The organism is Pseudomonas sp. IPO3749, assembly GCF_013386605.1.
Classification (GTDB): Bacteria; Pseudomonadota; Gammaproteobacteria; order Pseudomonadales; family Pseudomonadaceae; genus Aquipseudomonas; species Aquipseudomonas azotoformans_A.
The window spans coordinates 42,261-62,190 of record NZ_JACARN010000047.1 but is presented as its reverse complement, the minus strand read 5'-3'; the positions used below and the strand labels follow the sequence as shown (position 1 = coordinate 62,190).

Sequence of the window (19,930 nt, the reverse complement as noted above, 5' to 3'; positions counted from 1 at the left end):
AATGTAGATCATCATGGCCAATCGGCTCGGTCAACCCACCATGCTTTTGGCGAATGCCGGTGCATAGGGCGGGCGTGCTTATAATGCGGGCGAGTCTTGAGGGGGAAGAACGGATGCTGTTACGTGGCCTGACCTGGCTGGTGCTGTTTCAACTGATCGGCACGGCGATCAATCATTTGCTGTTGCCGGTGCTGCCGGGGCCGATCATCGGCCTGCTGCTGATGCTGGGTTTCCTGATCTGGAAGGGCGAGGTCGGCGAGCCCTTGAGCCTGGCGGCCAGCAGCCTATTGCGTTACTTGCCGTTGCTGCTGGTGCCGCCAGCGGTAGGGGTGATGGTGTATGCCAAGGACATTGCCGCGGATTTCTGGGCCATTGTCGGCGCGCTGGTGCTGTCGCTGGTGATTGCCATGGGCTTCGTCGGTGTGCTGATGCAGCAGATGGTCAAGCGCAAGGAGAAGGATCAATGATCTTCGACTGGCAGGGCGCGTGGACGGCAGTCATTCATCACCCGTTGTTCGGCATCGGCATCACCCTTGGCGCTTATCAACTGGTACTGGCAGGGTTCGAGAAAACCCGCTGGATCTTCCTGCAGCCGGTGCTGGTGTCCATGCTGCTGGTGATCGGCGTGCTGATCACCTGCGGCCTGAGCTACGCCGAGTACCGCAAGAGCACCGAGATCATGGGCATCCTGCTCGGCCCGGCCACCGTAGCGCTGGCCGTGCCGCTTTACCTGAACCTGCGGCGCATTCGCCAATTGTTCTGGCCGATTTTTACTACGCTGGTGATAGGTGGGGTCCTCGCCACCGGCCTGTGTGTGCTGCTGGGTTGGTGGTTCGGTGCCGAACACATGATGTTGATGACCATGGCGCCCAAGTCGGTGACCTCGCCGATCGCCATGCTGGTGGCCGAGCAGATCGGTGGCGTGGCGGCCCTGGCGGCGGTGTTTGTGTTGATCACCGGGGTGGTCGGCGCGATGATCGGCCCGGCCTATTTGTCGCGCCTGGGTGTGCACAGCCCCGAGGCGCGTGGCATGGCGCTGGGCATGACGGCCCACGCCGTCGGCACGTCGGTGGCCCTGCAGGAAAGCGAAGAATGCGGCGCCTTTGCAGCGCTGGCGATGAGTCTGATGGGCGTGGCCACGGCGGTATTCCTGCCGCTGGCCGTGTCGGTGATCGTTTAAACCGGGTTTAAGGAAACCTTTATGAGTCTGGCGCTGTTCCCGCTCAATACCGTGCTGTTCCCTGGCTGCACCCTCGATCTGCAACTGTTCGAGGCGCGCTACCTGGACATGGTCGCCCGTTGCATGAAAAAAGGCGAAAGCTTCGGCGTGGTGTGCATTCTTGACGGCCAGGAGGTGGGCACGGCGCCGGATGGCTACGCATTGATCGGCTGTGAAGCGCTGATCCGCGACTTCAAGCAACAGGACAACGGCCTGCTGGGGATTCGCGTCGAGGGCGGGCGCCGCTTCCGCGTACGGGACGCTGGCGTGCAAAAGGACCAATTGTTGGTGGCTGAAGTGCAGTGGCTTGAAGAGCTGCCGGACCAACCCTTGGAAGAGGAAGACGCCGACCTGCTGGCGCTGCTCCAGGCATTGGCCGAGCACCCCATGGTGGCCTCGCTGGACATGGACGCCCACGCCGACGGCCAGCAAGCCTTGGGCAATCAGTTGGCGTATCTGCTGCCCTTTACCGAGGCCGACAAGATCGACCTGCTGCAACTCGACGACCCGCAACAGCGCCTGGACGCGATCCAGATGCTGCTCGACGAGTTGCAGGGCGAACTGTTCACTCAGTAGGCATAGCGCAGCAGGGCGTGGGGCGTGCCGGTGAGCGCGATGAAACTCAGCACCGCGACCAGTGCCGGCAGCAACAGCCACCAGGTTTTTTGCGACATGGCCGGTAGCGGGCTGCGGTACTGGGTGATGCCCAGGCTGAACGCGCACACTGTCATTGCCAGCAGCGTGCCGGCCAGGATGTCCGTGGGCCAATGGGCGCCGAGGTAGACCCGCGATAGCGCAATGAACGCGGCAGGAATACAGCCCAGCAGCATCCAGGTCAGGCGCAACCGCACGGGTTGCCCGCGACCAGCCAGGATCGCCAGCGCCAGGAAAAACGCGAACGCACCGGACGCATGGCCGCTGGGCATGCTGAAACTGGTCAGTGGGTCTGTCAGGATTTCCGGGCGGCCGCGTGCGAAAAACAACTTGGTCCCGGTGTTGATCACCGCAGCCCCGGCCAGCGTTGCGCCGACAAACACGGCATGGCGCCATTGCCGCGCCAGTAGCAGCAGGCCAGTGAACACGGCGCTGGCGAAGAACATCTTCTTGAATTCGCCCAACTGGGTGATGCGCACCATCACCTCGTCCAGCCACGGGCTGCGGTGTTCCTGCACCAGGGCGCTCAGGCCCTGGTCGAAGTCATTGAGGTGGGGGTAGCCGATAAACAAGGCGATCAATACCGTCAGGCTGGCGCAGCCGATCCACAAGGTGGCGCGACGATGGCCGCGCAGGCTGCTGTTCAAGCTCAGCCCGATCACGACCGCAAGGCATCCCGCAACCACTGCCGCTTCAGGCCAGAAACCTTCGGGCAATGGCAGGCGGAAAGCGGCGCCGGTTGCCCAGCCTGGCAGCAGATACGCCACCGACCAACCCGCCGCCGCGACGACGCTGACAATCGCAAAGCGTGGGAAGGGCATGTCGCACATCCCGGCCACCATCGGCAGCATGGGGCGCAGCGGGCCGATGAAGCGGCCGACCAACAGGCTGGCGATGCCGTACTTGTGGAAGTAGGTTTCGGCGCTGTTCATCCATTCTGGGTGGTGGCGCAAGCCGGGTAAGCGCCGGATGTTCTGATGGAAATGTCGGCCCAGGAAGTAGGAAACCGCGTCACCCAATAACCCGCCGAGGAAGCCCAGCAACAACGTTTCGCTGAGTGACAGCGCACCGCTGCCGGCGAGGGCGGCAATGGCAAACAACAATACCGTGCCTGGCACGATCAGCCCGGCGATGGCCAGGCACTCCACGCAGGCGACGATAAACACCGCCACTGCCAGCCATTCGGGGTTCAGCGTCAACCAACCGGTAATGCTATCGAGCCATTGGCCCATACAATCCACTCCCTGCTCAAATCAAAAAATAATCGCGGCCTTCGACCTGGCCCCGGCGCAAGGGGTTCCGCGTGCAATAAGGCGCGTAGCCCGCATCGACGAAGCGGTACATCAGGTGTTCATCACGCCCGCTGGGAATGCCCAGGCGCGTGGTCTGGATGATCTGGGTCGGGGCCTGGCTCACGTCTTCAACGTAGAGCCGTTCCTGATCGAAACGCTTGGCGTCCCACAACGGCACCTTCAGCCCCAAGGCTTTGCACAACAGGGTCTGGCCGGCGCAGAGTTTCTGCGAGGCGCGTGGGCTGCCGTCGGCATTCGGGTTGTTCAACAGCATTTGCGCCAGGCTCGCCGGGCCGGATAATTCATCGACCCACGGATAGGCCGATTTGATCAACACGGCATTGCCCGGCCCATGGGCGCTGAAGTTCAGCGAGTCGCCGCCACGGGCGTAGTACATGTAGATATGGCCACCATCTAGAAACAAAGCCTTACGCTTTTCTGTGTAGCCCAATGAGGCGTGGCTGCCTTTTTCGGCCACGTAATAGGCTTCGGTTTCAATAATTCGCGCCGAAAGCCAGATTTTTCCCACGCGATGACGGATGATTTTTCCGAGCAATGCCTGCGCAAGAATTTGCGCGTCACGGTCGAAGAAGCTGTCGGGCAGGGCGCTGGCGGGGAGTTGGGGCGATGGGCTGGGCATGGCAGTCAGGGGTAAATACGGCTAAATGTGACGGAATCATAACAACTCCCACCTTAATTACCGCTGAACCCCAGGTTTTTACAGTTCATTTCGACCATCCGCCCCTCACCGCTGTCAGTCGGGCGGCGTCACAGCTATAATCTGCCGCTTTCCTCCCTGCCAAGACTCCCTGACCATGACTGAGTCCGTTCTTGACTACATGACCCGCCTGGGTCGCGCTGCCCGTCAGGCCTCGCGGTTGATCGCCCGTGCGAGCACCGCGCAGAAGAACCGCGCCCTGCTGGCCGCCGCCGACGCTCTGGATGCTTCGCGCTCCGAGCTCACCGCCGCCAACGAGCAAGACCTGGCCAACGGCCGCGCCAATGGCCTGGAACCGGCCCTGCTGGACCGCCTGGCGCTGACCCCGGCACGTATCGACGACATGATCGAAGGCCTGCGTCAGGTGGCCAAGCTGCCTGACCCCATCGGTGAAATCCGTGATATGCGTTACCTGCCGTCTGGCATCCAGGTCGGCAAGATGCGCGTGCCCCTGGGTGTGATCGGCATCATTTATGAGTCGCGCCCGAACGTGACCATCGACGCCGCGAGCCTGTGCCTCAAGTCCGGCAATGCCACCATCCTGCGTGGCGGTTCCGAGGCGATCAATTCCAACCGTGCCATCGCCGCGTGCATCCAGCAGGGTCTGGCCGTGGCCGAGTTGCCCGCCGAAGTGGTGCAAGTGGTGGAAACCACCGACCGTGCCGCCGTGGGCGCGCTGATCACCATGCCGGAGTTCGTCGACGTGATCGTGCCGCGCGGTGGCAAGAGCCTGATCGAACGCGTCAGCCGTGATGCCAAGGTGCCGGTGATCAAGCACCTGGACGGCGTGTGCCATGTCTATATCGACATCGCCGCCGACATCGACAAGGCGATCCGCATCGCCGACAACGCCAAGACCCACCGTTACGCCCCGTGCAACACCATGGAAACCCTGCTGGTGCACGCAGGCATTGCCGAACGCGTGCTGCCGCCGCTGGCTGCCATCTACCGGGACAAAGGTGTGGAATTGCGCGGTTGTGAGCGTACCCGTGCGCTATTGGGCGCGGACGTGATCGAGGCGACCGAGCTGGACTGGTACACCGAATACACGGCGCCGATCCTGTCGATCAAGCTGGTCGACGATCTGGACGAAGCCATCGAACACATCAACACCTACGGCTCCAAGCACACCGACGCCATTGTCTCCGAGCATTTCAGCGATGCCCGGCGTTTCCTCAACGAAGTGGACTCCGCTTCGGTGATGATCAACGCCTCGACGCGGTTTGCCGACGGCTTCGAGTATGGCCTGGGGGCGGAGATCGGTATTTCCACCGACAAGCTCCACGCCCGTGGCCCGGTTGGCCTGGAAGGCCTGACCAGCGAGAAGTACGTGGTGTTCGGCGATGGTCATGTGCGCACTTGATGGGTAAACGCATCGGGTTGCTCGGCGGTACTTTCGACCCCGTGCACATCGGCCATTTGCGCAGCGCCCTGGAAGTCGCGGATGCCCTCGCGCTGGACGAGTTGCGCGTGATGCCCAACGCTCGGCCGCCCCATCGCGATACGCCGCAAGTGTCGCCGCAGCAGCGCCTGGAAATGGTGCGCCTGGCGGTGGAGGGCATAACGCCGCTGGTGGTGGACGACCACGAGCTCAAGCGTGACAAACCGTCCTACACTGTCGATACCCTGGAAGTGATGCGCGCTGAAATGGCCGCAGATGACCAGTTGTTTCTGCTTTTGGGCTGGGACGCATTTTGCGGCCTGCCCTCTTGGCACCGCTGGGAGGAACTCCTCCAGCATTGCCACATCCTGGTTTTGCAACGCCCGGATGCCGACAGCGAACCGCCGGATGCCTTGCGCAACCTGCTGGCTGCGCGGTCGGTAAGTGACCCCTTGGCCCTGACCGGGCCGAACGGGAATATTGCATTCGTCTGGCAGACCCCGCTTGCGGTGTCCGCCACCCAGATCCGTCAACTGCTGGCCAGCGGTAAGTCGGTACGTTTCCTGGTGCCTGACGCGGTCCTGGCCTACATCGATGCGCACGGGCTTTACCGTGCGTCGAACTGAAAAGGCGCGCTTGAACGCACGAAATGTCGTGCAGCGAGCGCCCGAACATACGAGCAAAACGAGTTTTATATGACGAACAAAGACGTAAGCAAAGTTAAGCGCAAAGGCACCTTCAAAAGCGCGCCGCTGCCGGTAGAAGCCCATGTTGGCCCAGAACTGGCTGGCGAAGAGCTGGTAAAAGTCGCCGTGGCTGCCCTGGAAGACGTTAAAGCCCAGGACATCCAGGTGCTGGACGTGCGCGACAAGCAGAGCATCACCGACTACATGATCATCGCCACCGGTACTTCGAACCGCCAGATTGGCGCGATGCTGGACAAAGTCCGCGAAGCCGTCAAAGCCCAAGGCGTCAAGCCACTGGGTGAAGAAGGCAAGGGCGACAGCGACTGGGTGCTGCTGGACATGGACGACGTGATCGTTCACATGATGACCTCCAACGCCCGCCAGTTCTACGACCTGGAGCGTCTGTGGAAAGGCGCCGAGCAGAGCCGTGCCGCCGATGGCAAGCACCACAGCCCGGAAGTGGGCCACGCGCACTTCGACAAGCTGAACAAAGACCAGGAATAAGGAACGGCTGTGCGCCTGCGTCTGATCGCTGTCGGTTCACGCATGCCCAAGTGGGTGGAAGAAGGCTGGCACGAGTATGCCAAGCGTCTGCCCGCTGAGCTGTCGCTTGAACTGGTGGAAATACCGCTTAACACCCGGGGCAAGAATGCCGATGTGGCGCGCTTTATCCGTCAGGAAGGCGAAGCCATGTTGGCCAAGGTCGGCCCCAACGAGCGCATCGTCACCCTTGAAGTGCACGGCAAACCCTGGAGCACCGAGCAATTGGCGGTGGAGCTGGATCGCTGGCGCCTGGATTCGCGCACGGTCAACTTCATGGTCGGCGGCCCCGAAGGGCTGGCGCCGGAAGTCTGTGCGCGGGCGGATCAGCGTTGGTCGCTGTCGGCGCTGACGTTGCCGCACCCGTTGGTACGGATTCTGATCGGTGAACAGCTGTATCGCGCCTGGACAGTTCTGTCCGGGCACCCTTACCACAAATAATCTGCGCCCCTCCCGATGACCCAGCCGATCCGCATCAAGGACCACGAGAAAGACGCACGTCTTGTACGCGCTCGCGTGGTGTTTGGCGCAATCATGGTGGTGGCGTTGTTGGGCGTGCTGATCGCGCGCCTGTATTTCCTGCAGGTGATCCAGTACGACTATCACTCCACCTTGTCGGAAAACAACCGGGTGCATGTGCAGCCGATTCCGCCGACCCGAGGGCTGATTTTCGACCGCAATGGCGTGGTGGTGGCGGATAACCGGCCCAGCTTCAGCCTGAGCATGACCCGCGAGCGCTCCGGCGACTGGCAGCAGATCCTCGATGTGATCGTCGAGGTGCTGCAACTGACGCCGGAAGATCGGGTGATCTTCGAAAAACGCATGAAACAGGGGCGCCGACCTTTCGAGCCGGTGCCGATCCTGTTTGAGCTGACCGAAGAGCAGATCGCCCGGATCGCGGTGAACCAGTTCCGCTTGCCAGGTGTGGAAGTGGTGGCGCAGTTGGTGCGCCATTACCCGCAAGGGCCGCACTTTGCCCACTCCGTCGGCTACATGGGGCGGATCAACGAGAAAGAGCTGAAAACCCTCGATCCGGTCAATTACAGCGGTACCCACCATATCGGCAAGACCGGCATCGAGCGTTTCTACGAGCCGGAGTTGCACGGCCAGGTGGGTTACGAAGAAGTCGAGACCAACGCCCGTGGCCGCGTGCTACGGGTGCTCAAGCGTACCGACCCGGTGCCGGGCAAGGACATCGTGCTGAGCCTGGACATCAAGTTGCAGGAAGCCGCCGAGATGGCCCTGGGTGGTCGTCGTGGCGCGGTGGTGGCGCTGGACCCGAAGACCGGCGAAGTACTGGCGATGGTCAGCCAGCCAAGCTTTGACCCCAACCTGTTCGTGACCGGCATCAGCTTCAAGGCCTACGCCGAGTTGCGCGATTCCATCGACCGCCCGCTGTTCAACCGCGTACTGCGTGGCCTGTATCCGCCGGGGTCGACGATCAAACCGGCGGTGGCGATTGCGGGGTTGGACGCGGGCGTGGTCACGGCCTCCAGCCGAGTCTACGACCCCGGCTACTACATGCTGCCCAACTACGATCACAAATACCGCAACTGGAACCGCACCGGTGACGGCTATGTCGACTTGGACACCGCGATCATGCGCTCCAACGACACCTATTTTTACGACCTGGCGCACAAGCTGGGGATCGACCGCCTCTCTGCCTACATGGGCAAATTCGGCCTCGGTCAGAAAGTCTCCCTGGACATGTTCGAAGAGTCGCCTGGCCTGATGCCGTCGCGCGAATGGAAGCGCGCGACTCGCCGCCAGGCGTGGTTCCCGGGTGAAACCCTGATTCTTGGTATCGGCCAGGGCTATATGCAAGCCACGCCGCTGCAATTGGCCCAGGCCACGGCACTGGTAGCCAACAAAGGCATCTGGAACCGTCCACACCTGGCCAAGACCATCGAGGGCGAGAAGCCTTTGGACGAAAACCCGATCCCGGACATCGTGCTGCGCGACCCGTCCGACTGGACCAAGGTCAACCATGGCATGCAGCAAGTGATGCACGGCGCCCGTGGTACTGCGCGCAAGGCCGCGATTGGCGCTCAATACCGCATTGCCGGCAAGAGCGGTACGGCCCAGGTTGTGGCGATCAAGCAGGGCGAGAAATACGACCGCACCAAAGTCCAGGAACGCCACCGAGACCACGCCTTGTTTGTTGGCTTCGCGCCGGCGGATGACCCGAAAATCGTGGTAGCGGTGATGGTCGAGAACGGCGAGTCCGGCTCCGGCGTCGCGGCGCCTGTGGTGCGCCAGATCATGGACGCCTGGCTGTTGGCCGACGACGGCAGGCTCAAGCCCGAATATGGCGGCCCCCCTTCAAGTACCGAGGTTACGGCCCGTGAAGAGTAATTTTGACCGCATCCTCTCCAGCGAAGATGTGATGCGTCGCCGTGCGACGTTGCTGCAGCGCATGCACATTGATGGCCCGTTGCTGATCCTGCTGCTGACTCTGGCGGCCGGCAGCCTGTTCGTCCTGTATTCCGCCAGTGGCAAAAACTGGGACCTGCTGATCAAGCAAGCGTCCTCATTCGGCCTGGGCCTGCTGTCGATGGTGGTGATTGCCCAGTTGGAACCGCGCTTCATGGCGCGCTGGGTGCCACTGGGTTATGTGGCGGGCGTGTTGCTGCTGGTGGTAGTGGACGTAATGGGCCACAACGCCATGGGCGCGACCCGCTGGATCAACATTCCGGGGGTGATCCGCTTCCAGCCATCGGAGTTCATGAAGATTCTGATGCCGGCGACCATCGCCTGGTACCTGTCCAAGCGCACCTTGCCGCCGCAGCTCAAGCACGTGGGGATCAGCCTGATCCTGATCGGCATACCCTTCATCCTGATCGTGCGCCAGCCGGACCTCGGCACCTCGCTGCTGATTCTGGCCGGCGGGGCGTTCGTGCTGTTCATGGGCGGTTTGCGCTGGCGCTGGATCCTCAGCGTGCTGGCCGCCGCCGTGCCCGTGGCCATCGCCATGTGGTTCTTCTTTATGCACGACTACCAGAAGCAACGGATCCTGACCTTCCTTGACCCGGAAAGCGACCCGCTGGGCACCGGCTGGAACATCATCCAGTCGAAGGCCGCCATCGGTTCCGGCGGAGTATTTGGTAAGGGTTGGTTACTGGGCACCCAGTCGCACTTGGACTTTTTGCCCGAGAGCCACACCGACTTCATTATTGCGGTAATGGGCGAAGAGTTCGGCCTGGTGGGCATTTGCGCGCTGTTGCTGATCTATTTGCTGTTGATTGGTCGCGGCCTGGTGATCACTGCGCAAGCGCAGACACTGTTCGGCAAATTGCTGGCGGGTGCCTTGACCATGACTTTTTTTGTTTACGTTTTCGTCAACATCGGTATGGTCAGTGGCCTGTTGCCGGTGGTGGGGGTGCCGTTGCCATTCATTAGCTATGGCGGAACTTCGCTGGTGACATTGCTGTCAGCGTTTGGGGTTTTGATGTCGATTCATACGCATCGCAAATGGATCGCACAGGTTTGAATAAGGTGAAGATGTCAATGCAAGTAATGCGCGGCTGGGCGACTCGGCACGCGTCCTGGATGGGCCTGATTGGCCTGCTGGGCGCAACGCAAGAGGCGCAGGCCGGTGACTACGATGGTTCACCCCAGGTCGCCGAGTTTGTCGGTGAAATGACCCGCGACTATGGTTTCGCCGGTGAACAGCTGATGGGTGTGTTTCGCGAAGCCCAGAAAAAGCAGGCGATCCTCGACGCCATTTCTCGCCCCGCCGAACGGGTGAAACAGTGGAAGGAATACCGCCCGATGTTCCTCACCGACGCCCGCGTGGCGCGGGGTGTGGACTTCTGGCGCCAGCACGAAGCGGTGCTGGCTCGCGCCGAGCAGGAATACGGCGTACCGGCCCAGGTGATTGTCTCGATCATTGGCATCGAAACTTTTTACGGGCGCAATACCGGCAGTTACCGGGTGATCGACGCGTTGTCGACCCTGGGCTTCGATTACCCGCCACGTGCTGACTTCTTCCGCAAGGAACTGCGCGAATTCCTGCTGTTGGCCCGCGAAGAACAGGTCGACCCGTTGACCCTCAAAGGCTCCTACGCCGGTGCGATGGGCTTGCCGCAGTTCATGCCGAGCAGCTTTCGCGCTTATGCAGTGGACTTTGACGGCGACGGGCATATCAATATCTGGAGCAACCCCGACGACGCCATCGGCAGCGTGGCCAGCTACTTCAAGCGCCACGGCTGGGTAGCCGGCGAACCGGTAGTGATCCGCGCCGATGTCACCGGTGACCGCGCCGATGAAGGCCTGACCCAGGGCATCGAGCCGGCCAAGACGGTCGGGGAGTTGCGGGCGCTGGGCTGGTCGAGTCAGAATGCGCTGCCGGATGATATGCCGGTCACGGCGTTCCGCCTTGAAGGCGAAAACGGCCCGGAATACTGGATGGGCCTGAAGAATTTCTACGCAATCACGCGTTATAACCGCAGTGTGATGTACGCCATGGCCGTGCATCAGCTGTCAGACATGCTGGTCCAAGCACGGGGCAACAAGTAATGCGGGCATCGCCGTTCAATCAACCGCTCAAGCTGGTGGCGTTCGCCGCGTTGTCCCTGCTGGTCGTCAGTTGCTCCACCAGCCGTGGCCCGGCGCAGAAGTCCGGGGGCGCGGTCGTCCGTTCCCAGCCGGGCCTGGACATCAACCGCGCGCACAAAGACGGCGCGCCGTGGTGGGACGTCGACGTGTCGAAGATCCCGGATGCCACGCCAACCCTGCACACCGGTCCGTACAAGGCCAACCCCTATACCGTGCTGGGCAAGAGCTACTTCCCGCTGCAGGAATCCAAGACCTACGTGCAGTCGGGCACGGCGTCCTGGTATGGCACCAAATTCCACGGCCAGAACACCGCCAACGGCGAAGTGTATGACCTGTACGGCATGAGCGCCGCGCACAAGACCTTGCCGCTGCCCAGCTATGTGCGTGTGACCAACCTGGACAACAATCGCACGGTGATCCTGCGTGTGAACGACCGTGGACCGTTCTATTCGGACCGCATCATCGACTTGTCCTACGCCGCCGCGAAGAAACTCGGTTACGCCGAAACCGGCACCGCACGCGTGAAGGTCGAAGGTATCGACCCGGCGCAGTACTGGGCCCAGCGTGGCAAACCTGCGCCGTTGATGCTCAACGAGCCGCAAACCCAGCAGCCGCAAGTGACCGCCTCTACCGGCAAGATCGAGCAGTGGACGCCACCGCCGGCACAGCACGCGCCTGACACGGTGGTTGTGCCCCATGCCGCGCCTGGCGCTTCGATGGCCGGCGGGCAATACCTGCAGGTCGGCGCTTTCGCCAACCCGGATGCGGCAGAACTGTTAAGGTCCAAGCTCAGTGGCATGGTCAACGCGCCGGTGTTCATCAGCTCCATTGTGCGTAACCAGCAGACCTTGCACCGTGTGCGTATGGGCCCGATCGGCTCTCCTAGCGAAGTGGCACAGGTACAGAACAGCGTACGCATGGCCAACCTGGGGCAACCCAGTGTGGTCACTGCCGAATAATAGAGAATTGATGGTTCAGGCTCGTGCGCGGGCTCGAACCCTGGTTGTTGGCTCGTTGAACAATAAAAACCCAGGGGCAAGGGGTGAGCGGGCAACCGAACACGCGACAGTCTGGCAACGGGCTGTCTGAATAAGTTTTGCCCGCGAGGGCAAGTTTCCATAAGCAATTTCGAGAGACGGATGAACATCACCACCTTAGCCAAACGCACGTGCCTGCTTCTTTCGCTGATCATCACCCCGGCCGCCTGGGCCGTTGAAATGGTGCCGGCTTCCCCGCAACTGGCCGCCAAGTCCTGGGTCCTCATGGATGCCGCCAGTGGCAACGTGCTGGTCGAGAGCAACGGTGACCAGCGCCTGCCGCCGGCCAGCCTGACCAAACTGATGACCGCCTACATCGCGACCCTGGAAATCCGTCGCGGCCAGATCGGCGAAAACGACCCGGTCACCGTCAGCGAAAACGCCTGGCGTACCGGCGGTTCGCGGATGTTCATCAAGGTCGGTTCGCAAGTCACTGTGAGCGACCTGCTGCACGGCATCATCATCCAGTCGGGTAACGACGCCAGTGTGGCCCTGTCCGAGCACATCGCCGGTAGCGAAGACGCGTTCGCCGACATGATGAACAAAACCGTGGCCGACCTGGGCATGACCAACAGCCACTTCATGAACCCGACCGGTCTGCCGAACCCAGAGCACTACTCGTCGGCTCACGACATGGCGATCCTGGCACGCGCGATCATCCGCGTTGACCCGGTGCACTACGCGATCTACTCCCAGAAGGAATTCTTCTGGAACAACATCAAGCAGCCTAACCGTAACCTGCTGCTGTGGCGCGACAAAACCGTCGACGGTCTGAAAACCGGCCACACCGACGAAGCCGGCTACTGCATGGTGTCGTCCGCTGTACGTGACGGCCAACGCCTGATCGCCGTGGTCTTCGGCACCAACAGCGAGCAGGCCCGTGCGGCCGAGACGCAAAAACTGCTGACCTACGGTTTCCGCTTCTTCGAAACCCAGACCTTCTACCAGAAGGGTGCTGAGCTGGCGACCGCGCCGGTGTGGAAAGGCGCGACCTCCCAGGTCAAAGCCGGCCTGGCCGACGACCTGACCCTGACCATGCCTAAAGGCCAGCTGAAAAAGCTCGCGGCCAGCATGACCATGAACCCGCAATTGGTTGCCCCAATCGCCAAGGGTGATGTGATCGGCAAGGTCGAAGTGAAGCTGGATGACAAGGTGGTGCACAGCGCCGACCTGATCGCGCTGGACGCCGTCGACGAAGGTGGTATCTTCCGCCGCGTCTGGGATAGCATCCGTCTATTCTTCTACAGCTTGTTCAACTGATAGTGTGCACCTGCAAAGCCCCGCGTTGATCCGACGCGGGGCTTTGCCCGTCGCCACGGCTTACGCTTACGAGGCCGTTACGCCATGACCGATAAAGAAGTAAAGGCGCCAAAGATCGAATTCCCGGTGGTGGACTATCCCATCAAGGTGATCAGCGATACCGGTGTCGGCCGTAAAGACCTGATCCTCGAGATCGTGCGCAAGCACGCAACGATCAACGACCAGCGCGTGGACGAGCGATCCAGCTCGACCGGCAAATACACCACGATCCAGTTGCACATCGTTGCGATTGATCAAGACCAGCTCTACAACATCAACAGCGAACTGCGGGCCACCGGCTTCGTGCACATGGTGTTGTGATGTCTCAAATCCTGGGCTTTCGCGAGCTCGGCCGGATGGACTATGAGCCCGTCTGGCACGCCATGCAGCGGTTCACCAATGAACGCGGCACGTCGGCCCCCGATGAAATCTGGCTGGTGGAACACCCGCCGGTCTTCACCCAGGGCCAGGCCGGCAAGGCTGAGCATCTGCTGCTGCCGGGGGATATTCCGGTGGTGCAGGTCGACCGAGGTGGCCAAGTGACTTACCATGGCCCTGGACAACTTGTCGCATACCTCTTGCTGGACGTGCGCAAGCTGGGGTTTGGCGTGCGTGACCTCGTCAGCCGCATGGAGGCTTGCCTGATCGAGCTGTTGGCCAGTTATGGCGTGACCGCCGCGGCCAAGCCCGATGCACCGGGTGTGTATGTCGACGGCGCGAAAATCGCCTCACTGGGGCTGCGGATTCGCCACGGCTGTTCCTTTCATGGCCTGGCCCTGAATGTGGACATGGACCTGGCCCCGTTCCGGCGGATCAACCCGTGTGGCTATGCCGGGTTGGCGATGACGCAACTGAGTGACCATGCTTCACCGATTAAATTTGCCGAGGTGAGTGCCCGGCTGCGTGCGCAGCTCGTCAAACACCTCGACTATGCTGAGCAGACGACCCTTACGGGCGGAATCGACTGATTATGACTACTGATGCAGTGCAAACCATGATCCCGACGGTGGACGTTACCGACCGTCCGGCCCCGGCCCCGCGTGCCAAGGTGGAAGCCGGCGTCAAGCTGCGCGGCGCCGAGAAGGTTGCACGCATCCCGGTGAAGATCATTCCGACCACCGAACTGCCGAAGAAACCCGACTGGATCCGCGTACGCATCCCGGTTTCGCCGGAAGTCGACCGTATCAAGGCGCTGCTGCGCAAACACAAGCTGCACAGCGTGTGCGAAGAAGCGTCCTGCCCGAACCTGGGCGAGTGCTTCTCCGGCGGCACTGCGACCTTCATGATCATGGGTGACATCTGCACCCGTCGTTGCCCGTTCTGCGACGTCGGCCACGGCCGTCCGAAGCCACTGGACGTCAACGAGCCGGAAAGCCTGGCCATTGCCATCGCCGACCTGCGCCTCAAGTACGTGGTGATCACCTCGGTAGACCGCGACGACCTGCGTGACGGTGGTGCCCAGCACTTTGCCGACTGCATCCGCGAAATCCGCAAGCTGTCGCCGAACGTGATGCTTGAAACCCTGGTGCCGGACTACCGTGGTCGCATGGACGTGGCACTGGAAATCACCGCCGCCGAGCCGCCGGATGTGTTCAACCACAACCTGGAAACCGTGCCGCGCCTGTACAAGGCCGCGCGTCCGGGTTCGGACTACCAGTGGTCGCTGACCCTGCTGCAGAAATTCAAGCAGATGATGCCGCACATCCCGACCAAGTCCGGCTTGATGCTGGGCCTGGGCGAGACCGACGAGGAAGTGATCGAAGTCATGAAGCGCATGCGCGAACACGACATCGATATGCTGACCCTGGGCCAGTACCTGCAACCGTCCCGCAGCCACTTGCCGGTGCAGCGTTTCGTGCACCCGGACACCTTCGCCTGGTTCGCCGAGGAAGGTTACAAGATGGGCTTCAAGAACGTGGCGTCGGGCCCGCTGGTACGTTCCTCGTACCATGCGGACGAGCAGGCCAAGCTGGTCAAGGCGAGCCTGGTTTCGTAAACCGTACCGCAGCCCAGACATGGGTGGGGCTTGCTGTGGTGAGCGGGCTTGCCCCGCTGGGCTGCGAAGCAGCCCCATCAACTGATGAGATCCACGGATGACTCAACTGACCGCTGCAGTACCGGCCCTCCGCAGCGAAGGCACCATCGCCCTGATCGCCCCCGCCGGCCCCGCCACCCTGGACGTGGAAAAAGCCGGCCAATGGATGCGCGCTCGCGGTTACGACCTGCGAATCTTCCCCGGCGTCTATGAGCGCGACGGCTACCTTGCCGGCAGCGATAAAACCCGTCTCAACGACCTGCACAACGCCTTTGCCAACCCTGACATCGACGCCATTTTCTGCCTGCGTGGCGGCTACGGCACGCCACGCCTGCTCGATAGCCTGGACTTCGACCTGCTGCGCGCCAACCCCAAGCCCTTCGTAGGCTACAGCGACATCACCGCGTTGCACCTGGCCATCAGCCGTTACGCCGGTTTCGTGACCTTCCACGGTCCGATGCTCAACGCCGACCTGTTGGGTGACAAGCAACAACCTACCGAGTCTTCATTGTTCAGCATGCTACGCGGTCAACTAGGTAGCGGGAGCGTGCTCGCGCACCCGGCAGCCTATCCGCTGACCACCATTGAGCCTGGCATCGCCTGTGGGCGTCTGCTGGGTGGCAACCTGTCGATGATCGCGGCGGTCATGGGCACGCCCTTTGAGATCGACGCTGAAGGCATCATCCTGCTGATCGAAGACGTCAACGAGCCGATCTACCGCATCGACCGCCTGCTGACGCACCTGCGTTTGGCCGGCAAGCTGGCACAAGTGGCCGGTGTGTTGGTGGGGGATGTCGCGGGCGTGGAGGGCGTTGCGCTGGAGCGGCTGCTCAAGCAGACCTTCGAACCGTTGCGCATTCCGGTGTTGTCCGGCTGGCGCAGTGGGCATTGCGATCCGAACCTGACGCTGCCGATGGGCGCGTTGGTGCGGTTGGATGCGGGGGAGCAGCGGTTGGTGTTGGAGCAGGATGTGGTCTTTAAATAGCTGTTGACTGTGATGCCGCTTTCGCGAGCAAGCCTGCTCCCACATTCAACCGAGTTCCAACTTTGGAATGCAGTCAGATGTGGGAGCGGGCTTGCTCGCGAAGACGGTAGCCGTCATACGCAAATCTAACGGTTCTGCAACGACTCCAGCAACTTCACAGTCGGATACCCATCCGCCGGCCAACCCAGCGCTTGCTGCGCCGCACGAATCGCCTTGCGCGTATTGGCGCCGATAATCCCGTCCGGGTTGCCCGCGTCGTAGCCATTGGCACTCAGGGCCGTCTGCAGGTCGATGCGCTGCGAGCGGCTCAATGGCAGCTCATCCTTTGGCCAGTCGCCGCGAATCACGCCACCACCACCGAAGCGTTCCGACAACAGGCCGACCGCCAAGGCGTAGGACGACGAGTTGTTGTACTTGAGGATCGCGCGGAAGTTATCCAGCACCAGGAACGCCGGGCCGCGATAACCTGCGGGCAGCAGCAGGGCAGCGGACAGTTGGTCGACGTTTGGCGGCATGCTTGCGCCAAATGGGAGCTGGACGCCAAGTTTCATCCACTCGGCAACCGTCTTGCGGATGCCACCATCGGCCAGGGCGTAATCGAAGTTCGCCGGCAGTTGTTTCACCTCGAAACCCCACGGCTGGCCTTTCTGCCAGCCGGAGCTCTGCAGGTAGTGCGCGGTGGAGGCGAGGGCGTCGGCCGGGCTGTTCCAGATATCGCGGCGACCGTCACCATCGAAGTCCACGGCGTGGGTGTTGTAGGTGGTCGGGATAAACTGGGTCTGGCCCATGGCGCCGGCCCAGGAGCCTTTCATCTGGTCGGCCTGGATGTCGCCGTGCTGGATGATCTGCAACGCGGCCAGCAATTGCGCCTGGGCGAATGCCGGGCGACGGCCTTCGTAAGCCAGGGTCGCGAGGGAGCGGATCACCGAGTTATTGCCCTGGAACTGGCCGAAGTTGCTCTCCATGCCCCAGACCGACACCAATGCCTGGCGGTCGACGCCATAACGCTGCTCGATGCTTTGCAGGATGTCGGCGTACTTGATCAATAGCGCCTGGCCATTGCGCACGCGCAGGGGCGAGAGGGCGCCGTCGAGGTATTCCCACACCGGGCGGGAAAACTCCGGCTGGCTGCGGTCGGCGCGGATGACCGCCATGTCCGGGGTGACGTTGGCGAACGCGTTGTCGAACACCGCAGCGGTGATGCCGGCCTGCAGGGCTTGCACACGGAAGCCCGCCTGCCATTCGGCGAAGGTCTGGGTCGGTTGGATATCCAGATTGTCCACAGCCAGCGGGGCCACGACAGCGGGCGCTACCACAGGGGCGGTCTGGAGCTTGGGCAGGGGTTGAGCGTCGGCGGCGGTGGGTTTTTCCGCGCAGGCGACGAGCAGAATGAGGCTGGAGGCAGCGATCAATTGGCGAAGGTGCCAACGACGGGAAAGACTAGAGGGCATGCACAGGTCCAGGGATTACAAATCAGGTGCAGACCTTATCATGCCAGAGGGGGGCTTGCCTTCAGGCAGCCAGAAAGTAAGAAGCCTCCCAGCTATTAGACTGGAAGGCTTCGCGGCGGTAGCTGCCTTTGCCCTTGCCGGCGCGTTCTTGACGGCTGCGGAACAGTGGCTGGGCGATGATGGATTTGGCCTTATTGGGGCCATGCTTGGATGGCTTTTTGCTCATGGTCGTTACTCTCGATAGGTGGGATCAAGCGGTGCAAATCATCTGCCGATGTTGCGCTGCTGTAAAGCCCTTCGAGAGGTAGGACTATTCTGCTGGCAGTGTCAGGCGCTGGCCGGCCATCAACAGCGACAAACGGCTCAGGCTCATCCACGGCGAACCGGCCGCCTGGCCCTTGATCTGCGCGTCGATGCGCTGCGCTTCCAGCAAAAGTTGCGCCCAGCGTTGCGCCGAGTGCCGTTGCAGAGCTTTGCTCATCAGCGGTTTGCGCTTGTCCCAGACCGGCGGTCGGGCTTGGCTGAAGGCCTTGTCCAATGGCGTGCCCTGGCTGTATTGCAGGGCAATATTGGCCAACACGCGCAGCTCCCGGGCCAGGGCCCAGAGAATCACCGGTGGCTCGACGCCTTCGCCGCGCAGGCCTTCGAGCATGCGCAGGGCGTGGGCGGGTTCGCCATTGAGGATCGCGTCTACCAACCCGAACACATCAAAGCGCGCGCTATCGGCCACGGCGCCCTGGACGGTCTCGACGGTAATTTGCCCGTCTTCGGCCATCAGCTTGAGCTTTTCGATCTCCTGGGCGGCGGCCAGCAAGTTGCCTTCGACCCGGGCGGCGATCAGCTCCACCGCGTCCTGGGTCGCCGACAGCCCCGATTGGGACAAACGCTGGCGAATCCACTGCGGCAACTGGTTGCTGTCCACTGGCCAGATCTGGATGAACTGGGTTTGCGCCCCTTCCACCAACGCCTTGCCCCACTTGGTTTTCTGCGCGCTGCCGTCGAGCTTGGGCAGACTGATCAGCAGCACCGTGTCTTCAGCGGGGCGCGAGCAGTATTCCATCAGGGCGGCCGCACCCTTGTCCCCAGGCTTGCCCGAAGGCAGGCGCAGTTCCAATAGGCGCTTTTCGGCAAACAGCGACATGCTCGCGCCAGCTTGCAGCAGCGTGCCCCAGTCGAAACTGGCGTCGGCGCTGAACACCTGGCGTTCGTCGAAGCCTTGCTGGCGTGCAGCGGCGCGAATGGCGTCGGCAGCTTCCTGGCACAGCAGCGGGTCATCGCCGCTGACGATATAGACAGGCGCCAGGCCACCTTGCAGGTGTTTGGCGAGTTGGGCGGGAGCGAGTTTCATAGGCAGGGCGAACGGGGCGCTTGGGGCGCCCCGTCTGGCTTACTCGACAGGGACTTCAACAGGCGATTGTTTCGGCGTGTTGTCTTCGTACTCTTGGGCGGCTTTCAACGCATCGGCGTCGGCCTTGGCCTTGTTGTCAGCTTGTTGCTGCAAGGTTTCCAGTTGTTGCGGCGTGATCATCGACAGGCGCAGCGCCATGCGTTGTACCAACTCGCGACGCATTTCCTTGCGCACCTGGTTGATTTCGGAGTCCGAACCTACCAGGTTGTTGCCGTCGTGGCTGACGATTTTCTGGATCTGAACGTCGTCATTCAACAACGGCAGGTGATCGCGGCCCTGGACTTCAAAGCTGAGCACGGTGCTCAGTTCGATATCGGATGCACGCCCGGCGCTGGCGTAGCTCAGGTTGCGCTGGGTTTGTTTTTCATTGGCCAGGAACAGCTTGTAGGTCGCGCCCGTGTAGACGTGAACACCGCTGTTTTCCAGGAGCTGACGCAGCTGGGTCAGCGTTTCGCTGTAGGCGTCGCGGGCACTGACGTCCAGTTCCTTGATCGCCATTTCGTTGGTGCCGGTGCCGCGCAGCTGGAAACCGCAAGCGCTCAACAGCACGGCTAGGCCCATTACCAGCAAATTGCGTTTGATCATTTTGTTGCTCCCCTTGAAACCATGTGGGCCTTATCGAGGCCCTGAAGGCTTTGTTCGGCGCAGGGTGCTAACCCTGCGCCCGA

22 protein-coding genes are annotated in these 19,930 nt (G+C 61.9%); 16 read left to right on the top strand and 6 right to left on the bottom strand.

The window, feature by feature from the left end; genetic code table 11:
• Nucleotides 1–113 precede the first annotated feature (113 nt).
• Genes HX812_RS19340 through HX812_RS19330 form a run of 3 tightly spaced genes read left to right on the top strand, consistent with a single transcriptional unit; the run spans nt 114 to nt 1,795 of the window.
• Nucleotides 114–467, top strand: coding sequence for a CidA/LrgA family protein (locus HX812_RS19340; protein ID WP_016978575.1), 354 nt, complete (start codon nt 114–116; stop codon nt 465–467).
• A complete protein-coding gene (locus HX812_RS19335) occupies nt 464–1,180 on the top strand; it encodes an LrgB family protein (RefSeq protein WP_038847488.1) in 717 nt (238 codons plus the stop codon). Before HX812_RS19340 ends, HX812_RS19335 begins: the two co-directional genes overlap by 4 nt.
• A gap of 21 nt (nt 1,181–1,201) precedes the next feature.
• Complete coding sequence (locus HX812_RS19330; protein WP_038847489.1) at nt 1,202–1,795, top strand: LON peptidase substrate-binding domain-containing protein; 594 nt, start codon at nt 1,202–1,204, stop codon at nt 1,793–1,795.
• On the opposite strand, the gene HX812_RS19325 is transcribed toward HX812_RS19330, so the two are convergent.
• Entirely contained in the window at nt 1,789–3,105 is a 1,317-nt protein-coding gene (locus tag HX812_RS19325) for a bifunctional DedA family/phosphatase PAP2 family protein (RefSeq protein WP_038847492.1), read from the bottom strand. The genes HX812_RS19330 and HX812_RS19325 overlap by 7 nt on opposite strands.
• 16 nt (nt 3,106–3,121) lie before the next feature.
• On the bottom strand, nt 3,122–3,805 hold the full coding sequence (locus HX812_RS19320; protein WP_038847494.1) for a DNA-3-methyladenine glycosylase: 684 nt from the start codon (nt 3,803–3,805) through the stop codon (nt 3,122–3,124).
• 175 nt (nt 3,806–3,980) lie between these two features.
• Between HX812_RS19320 and HX812_RS19315 the strand changes: the two genes are divergently transcribed.
• The 13 genes from HX812_RS19315 to HX812_RS19255 all read left to right on the top strand — a co-directional run bounded on the left by HX812_RS19315 (nt 3,981) and on the right by HX812_RS19255 (nt 16,403).
• Complete coding sequence (locus HX812_RS19315) at nt 3,981–5,246, top strand: glutamate-5-semialdehyde dehydrogenase (protein WP_038847496.1); 1,266 nt, start codon at nt 3,981–3,983, stop codon at nt 5,244–5,246.
• Entirely contained in the window at nt 5,246–5,890 is a 645-nt protein-coding gene (nadD, locus tag HX812_RS19310) for a nicotinate-nucleotide adenylyltransferase (RefSeq protein ID WP_033896435.1), read from the top strand. The genes HX812_RS19315 and nadD overlap by 1 nt, the downstream gene beginning before the upstream one ends.
• A gap of 69 nt (nt 5,891–5,959) precedes the next feature.
• On the top strand, nt 5,960–6,454 hold the full coding sequence (rsfS, locus tag HX812_RS19305; RefSeq protein WP_003237041.1) for a ribosome silencing factor: 495 nt from the start codon (nt 5,960–5,962) through the stop codon (nt 6,452–6,454).
• 9 nt (nt 6,455–6,463) lie between these two features.
• Nucleotides 6,464–6,931, top strand: coding sequence for a 23S rRNA (pseudouridine(1915)-N(3))-methyltransferase RlmH (gene rlmH / locus HX812_RS19300; protein ID WP_003176297.1), 468 nt, complete (start codon nt 6,464–6,466; stop codon nt 6,929–6,931).
• 15 nt (nt 6,932–6,946) lie between these two features.
• The gene (gene mrdA / locus HX812_RS19295; RefSeq protein ID WP_038847499.1) at nt 6,947–8,845 is read left to right on the top strand and encodes a penicillin-binding protein 2; all 1,899 of its coding nucleotides are present in this window, start codon (nt 6,947–6,949) and stop codon (nt 8,843–8,845) included.
• 31 nt (nt 8,846–8,876) lie between these two features.
• Nucleotides 8,877–9,980 carry a rod shape-determining protein RodA gene (rodA, locus tag HX812_RS19290; protein ID WP_050572452.1) on the top strand — a complete coding sequence of 368 codons (1,104 nt, stop codon included), beginning with the start codon at nt 8,877–8,879 and terminating at the stop codon, nt 9,978–9,980.
• Nucleotides 9,981–9,997: 17 nt separating this feature from the next.
• The gene (gene mltB, locus HX812_RS19285; protein ID WP_010206788.1) at nt 9,998–11,008 is read left to right on the top strand and encodes a lytic murein transglycosylase B; all 1,011 of its coding nucleotides are present in this window, start codon (nt 9,998–10,000) and stop codon (nt 11,006–11,008) included.
• Nucleotides 11,008–12,006 (top strand): septal ring lytic transglycosylase RlpA family protein, encoded by a 999-nt coding sequence (locus tag HX812_RS19280; RefSeq protein ID WP_033896438.1) that lies wholly within the window; start codon nt 11,008–11,010, stop codon nt 12,004–12,006. Before mltB ends, HX812_RS19280 begins: the two co-directional genes overlap by 1 nt.
• Nucleotides 12,007–12,186: 180 nt before the next feature.
• A complete protein-coding gene (locus tag HX812_RS19275; protein WP_038847502.1) occupies nt 12,187–13,344 on the top strand; it encodes a D-alanyl-D-alanine carboxypeptidase family protein in 1,158 nt (385 codons plus the stop codon).
• An 84-nt stretch (nt 13,345–13,428) separates the two neighbouring features.
• Nucleotides 13,429–13,704: a DUF493 domain-containing protein gene (locus HX812_RS19270; RefSeq protein ID WP_010206784.1), complete on the top strand. Its 276-nt coding sequence runs from the start codon at nt 13,429–13,431 to the stop codon at nt 13,702–13,704.
• Nucleotides 13,704–14,351 carry a lipoyl(octanoyl) transferase LipB gene (lipB, locus tag HX812_RS19265; protein ID WP_033896440.1) on the top strand — a complete coding sequence of 216 codons (648 nt, stop codon included), beginning with the start codon at nt 13,704–13,706 and terminating at the stop codon, nt 14,349–14,351. Before HX812_RS19270 ends, lipB begins: the two co-directional genes overlap by 1 nt.
• Before the next feature lie 26 nt (nt 14,352–14,377).
• Nucleotides 14,378–15,379 (top strand): lipoyl synthase, encoded by a 1,002-nt coding sequence (gene lipA, locus HX812_RS19260; protein ID WP_017735632.1) that lies wholly within the window; start codon nt 14,378–14,380, stop codon nt 15,377–15,379.
• Nucleotides 15,380–15,485: 106 nt separating this feature from the next.
• On the top strand, nt 15,486–16,403 hold the full coding sequence (locus HX812_RS19255; protein ID WP_038847656.1) for an LD-carboxypeptidase: 918 nt from the start codon (nt 15,486–15,488) through the stop codon (nt 16,401–16,403).
• Nucleotides 16,404–16,528: 125 nt separating this feature from the next.
• Here the strand turns inward: HX812_RS19255 and HX812_RS19250 are convergent, their stop codons facing one another.
• The 4 genes from HX812_RS19250 to lptE form a co-directional block, all read right to left on the bottom strand.
• On the bottom strand, nt 16,529–17,854 hold the full coding sequence (locus HX812_RS19250) for a lytic murein transglycosylase (protein WP_038847503.1): 1,326 nt from the start codon (nt 17,852–17,854) through the stop codon (nt 16,529–16,531).
• A gap of 61 nt (nt 17,855–17,915) precedes the next feature.
• Nucleotides 17,916–18,080, bottom strand: coding sequence for an alternative ribosome rescue factor ArfA (arfA, locus tag HX812_RS19245; protein WP_003176285.1), 165 nt, complete (start codon nt 18,078–18,080; stop codon nt 17,916–17,918).
• An 84-nt stretch (nt 18,081–18,164) separates the two neighbouring features.
• Nucleotides 18,165–19,202, bottom strand: a complete 1,038-nt coding sequence (gene holA / locus HX812_RS19240; protein ID WP_038847506.1) for a DNA polymerase III subunit delta — start codon at nt 19,200–19,202, stop codon at nt 18,165–18,167.
• 39 nt (nt 19,203–19,241) lie between these two features.
• Entirely contained in the window at nt 19,242–19,847 is a 606-nt protein-coding gene (gene lptE / locus HX812_RS19235) for an LPS assembly lipoprotein LptE (RefSeq protein ID WP_038847509.1), read from the bottom strand.
• Nucleotides 19,848–19,930 lie beyond the last annotated feature (83 nt).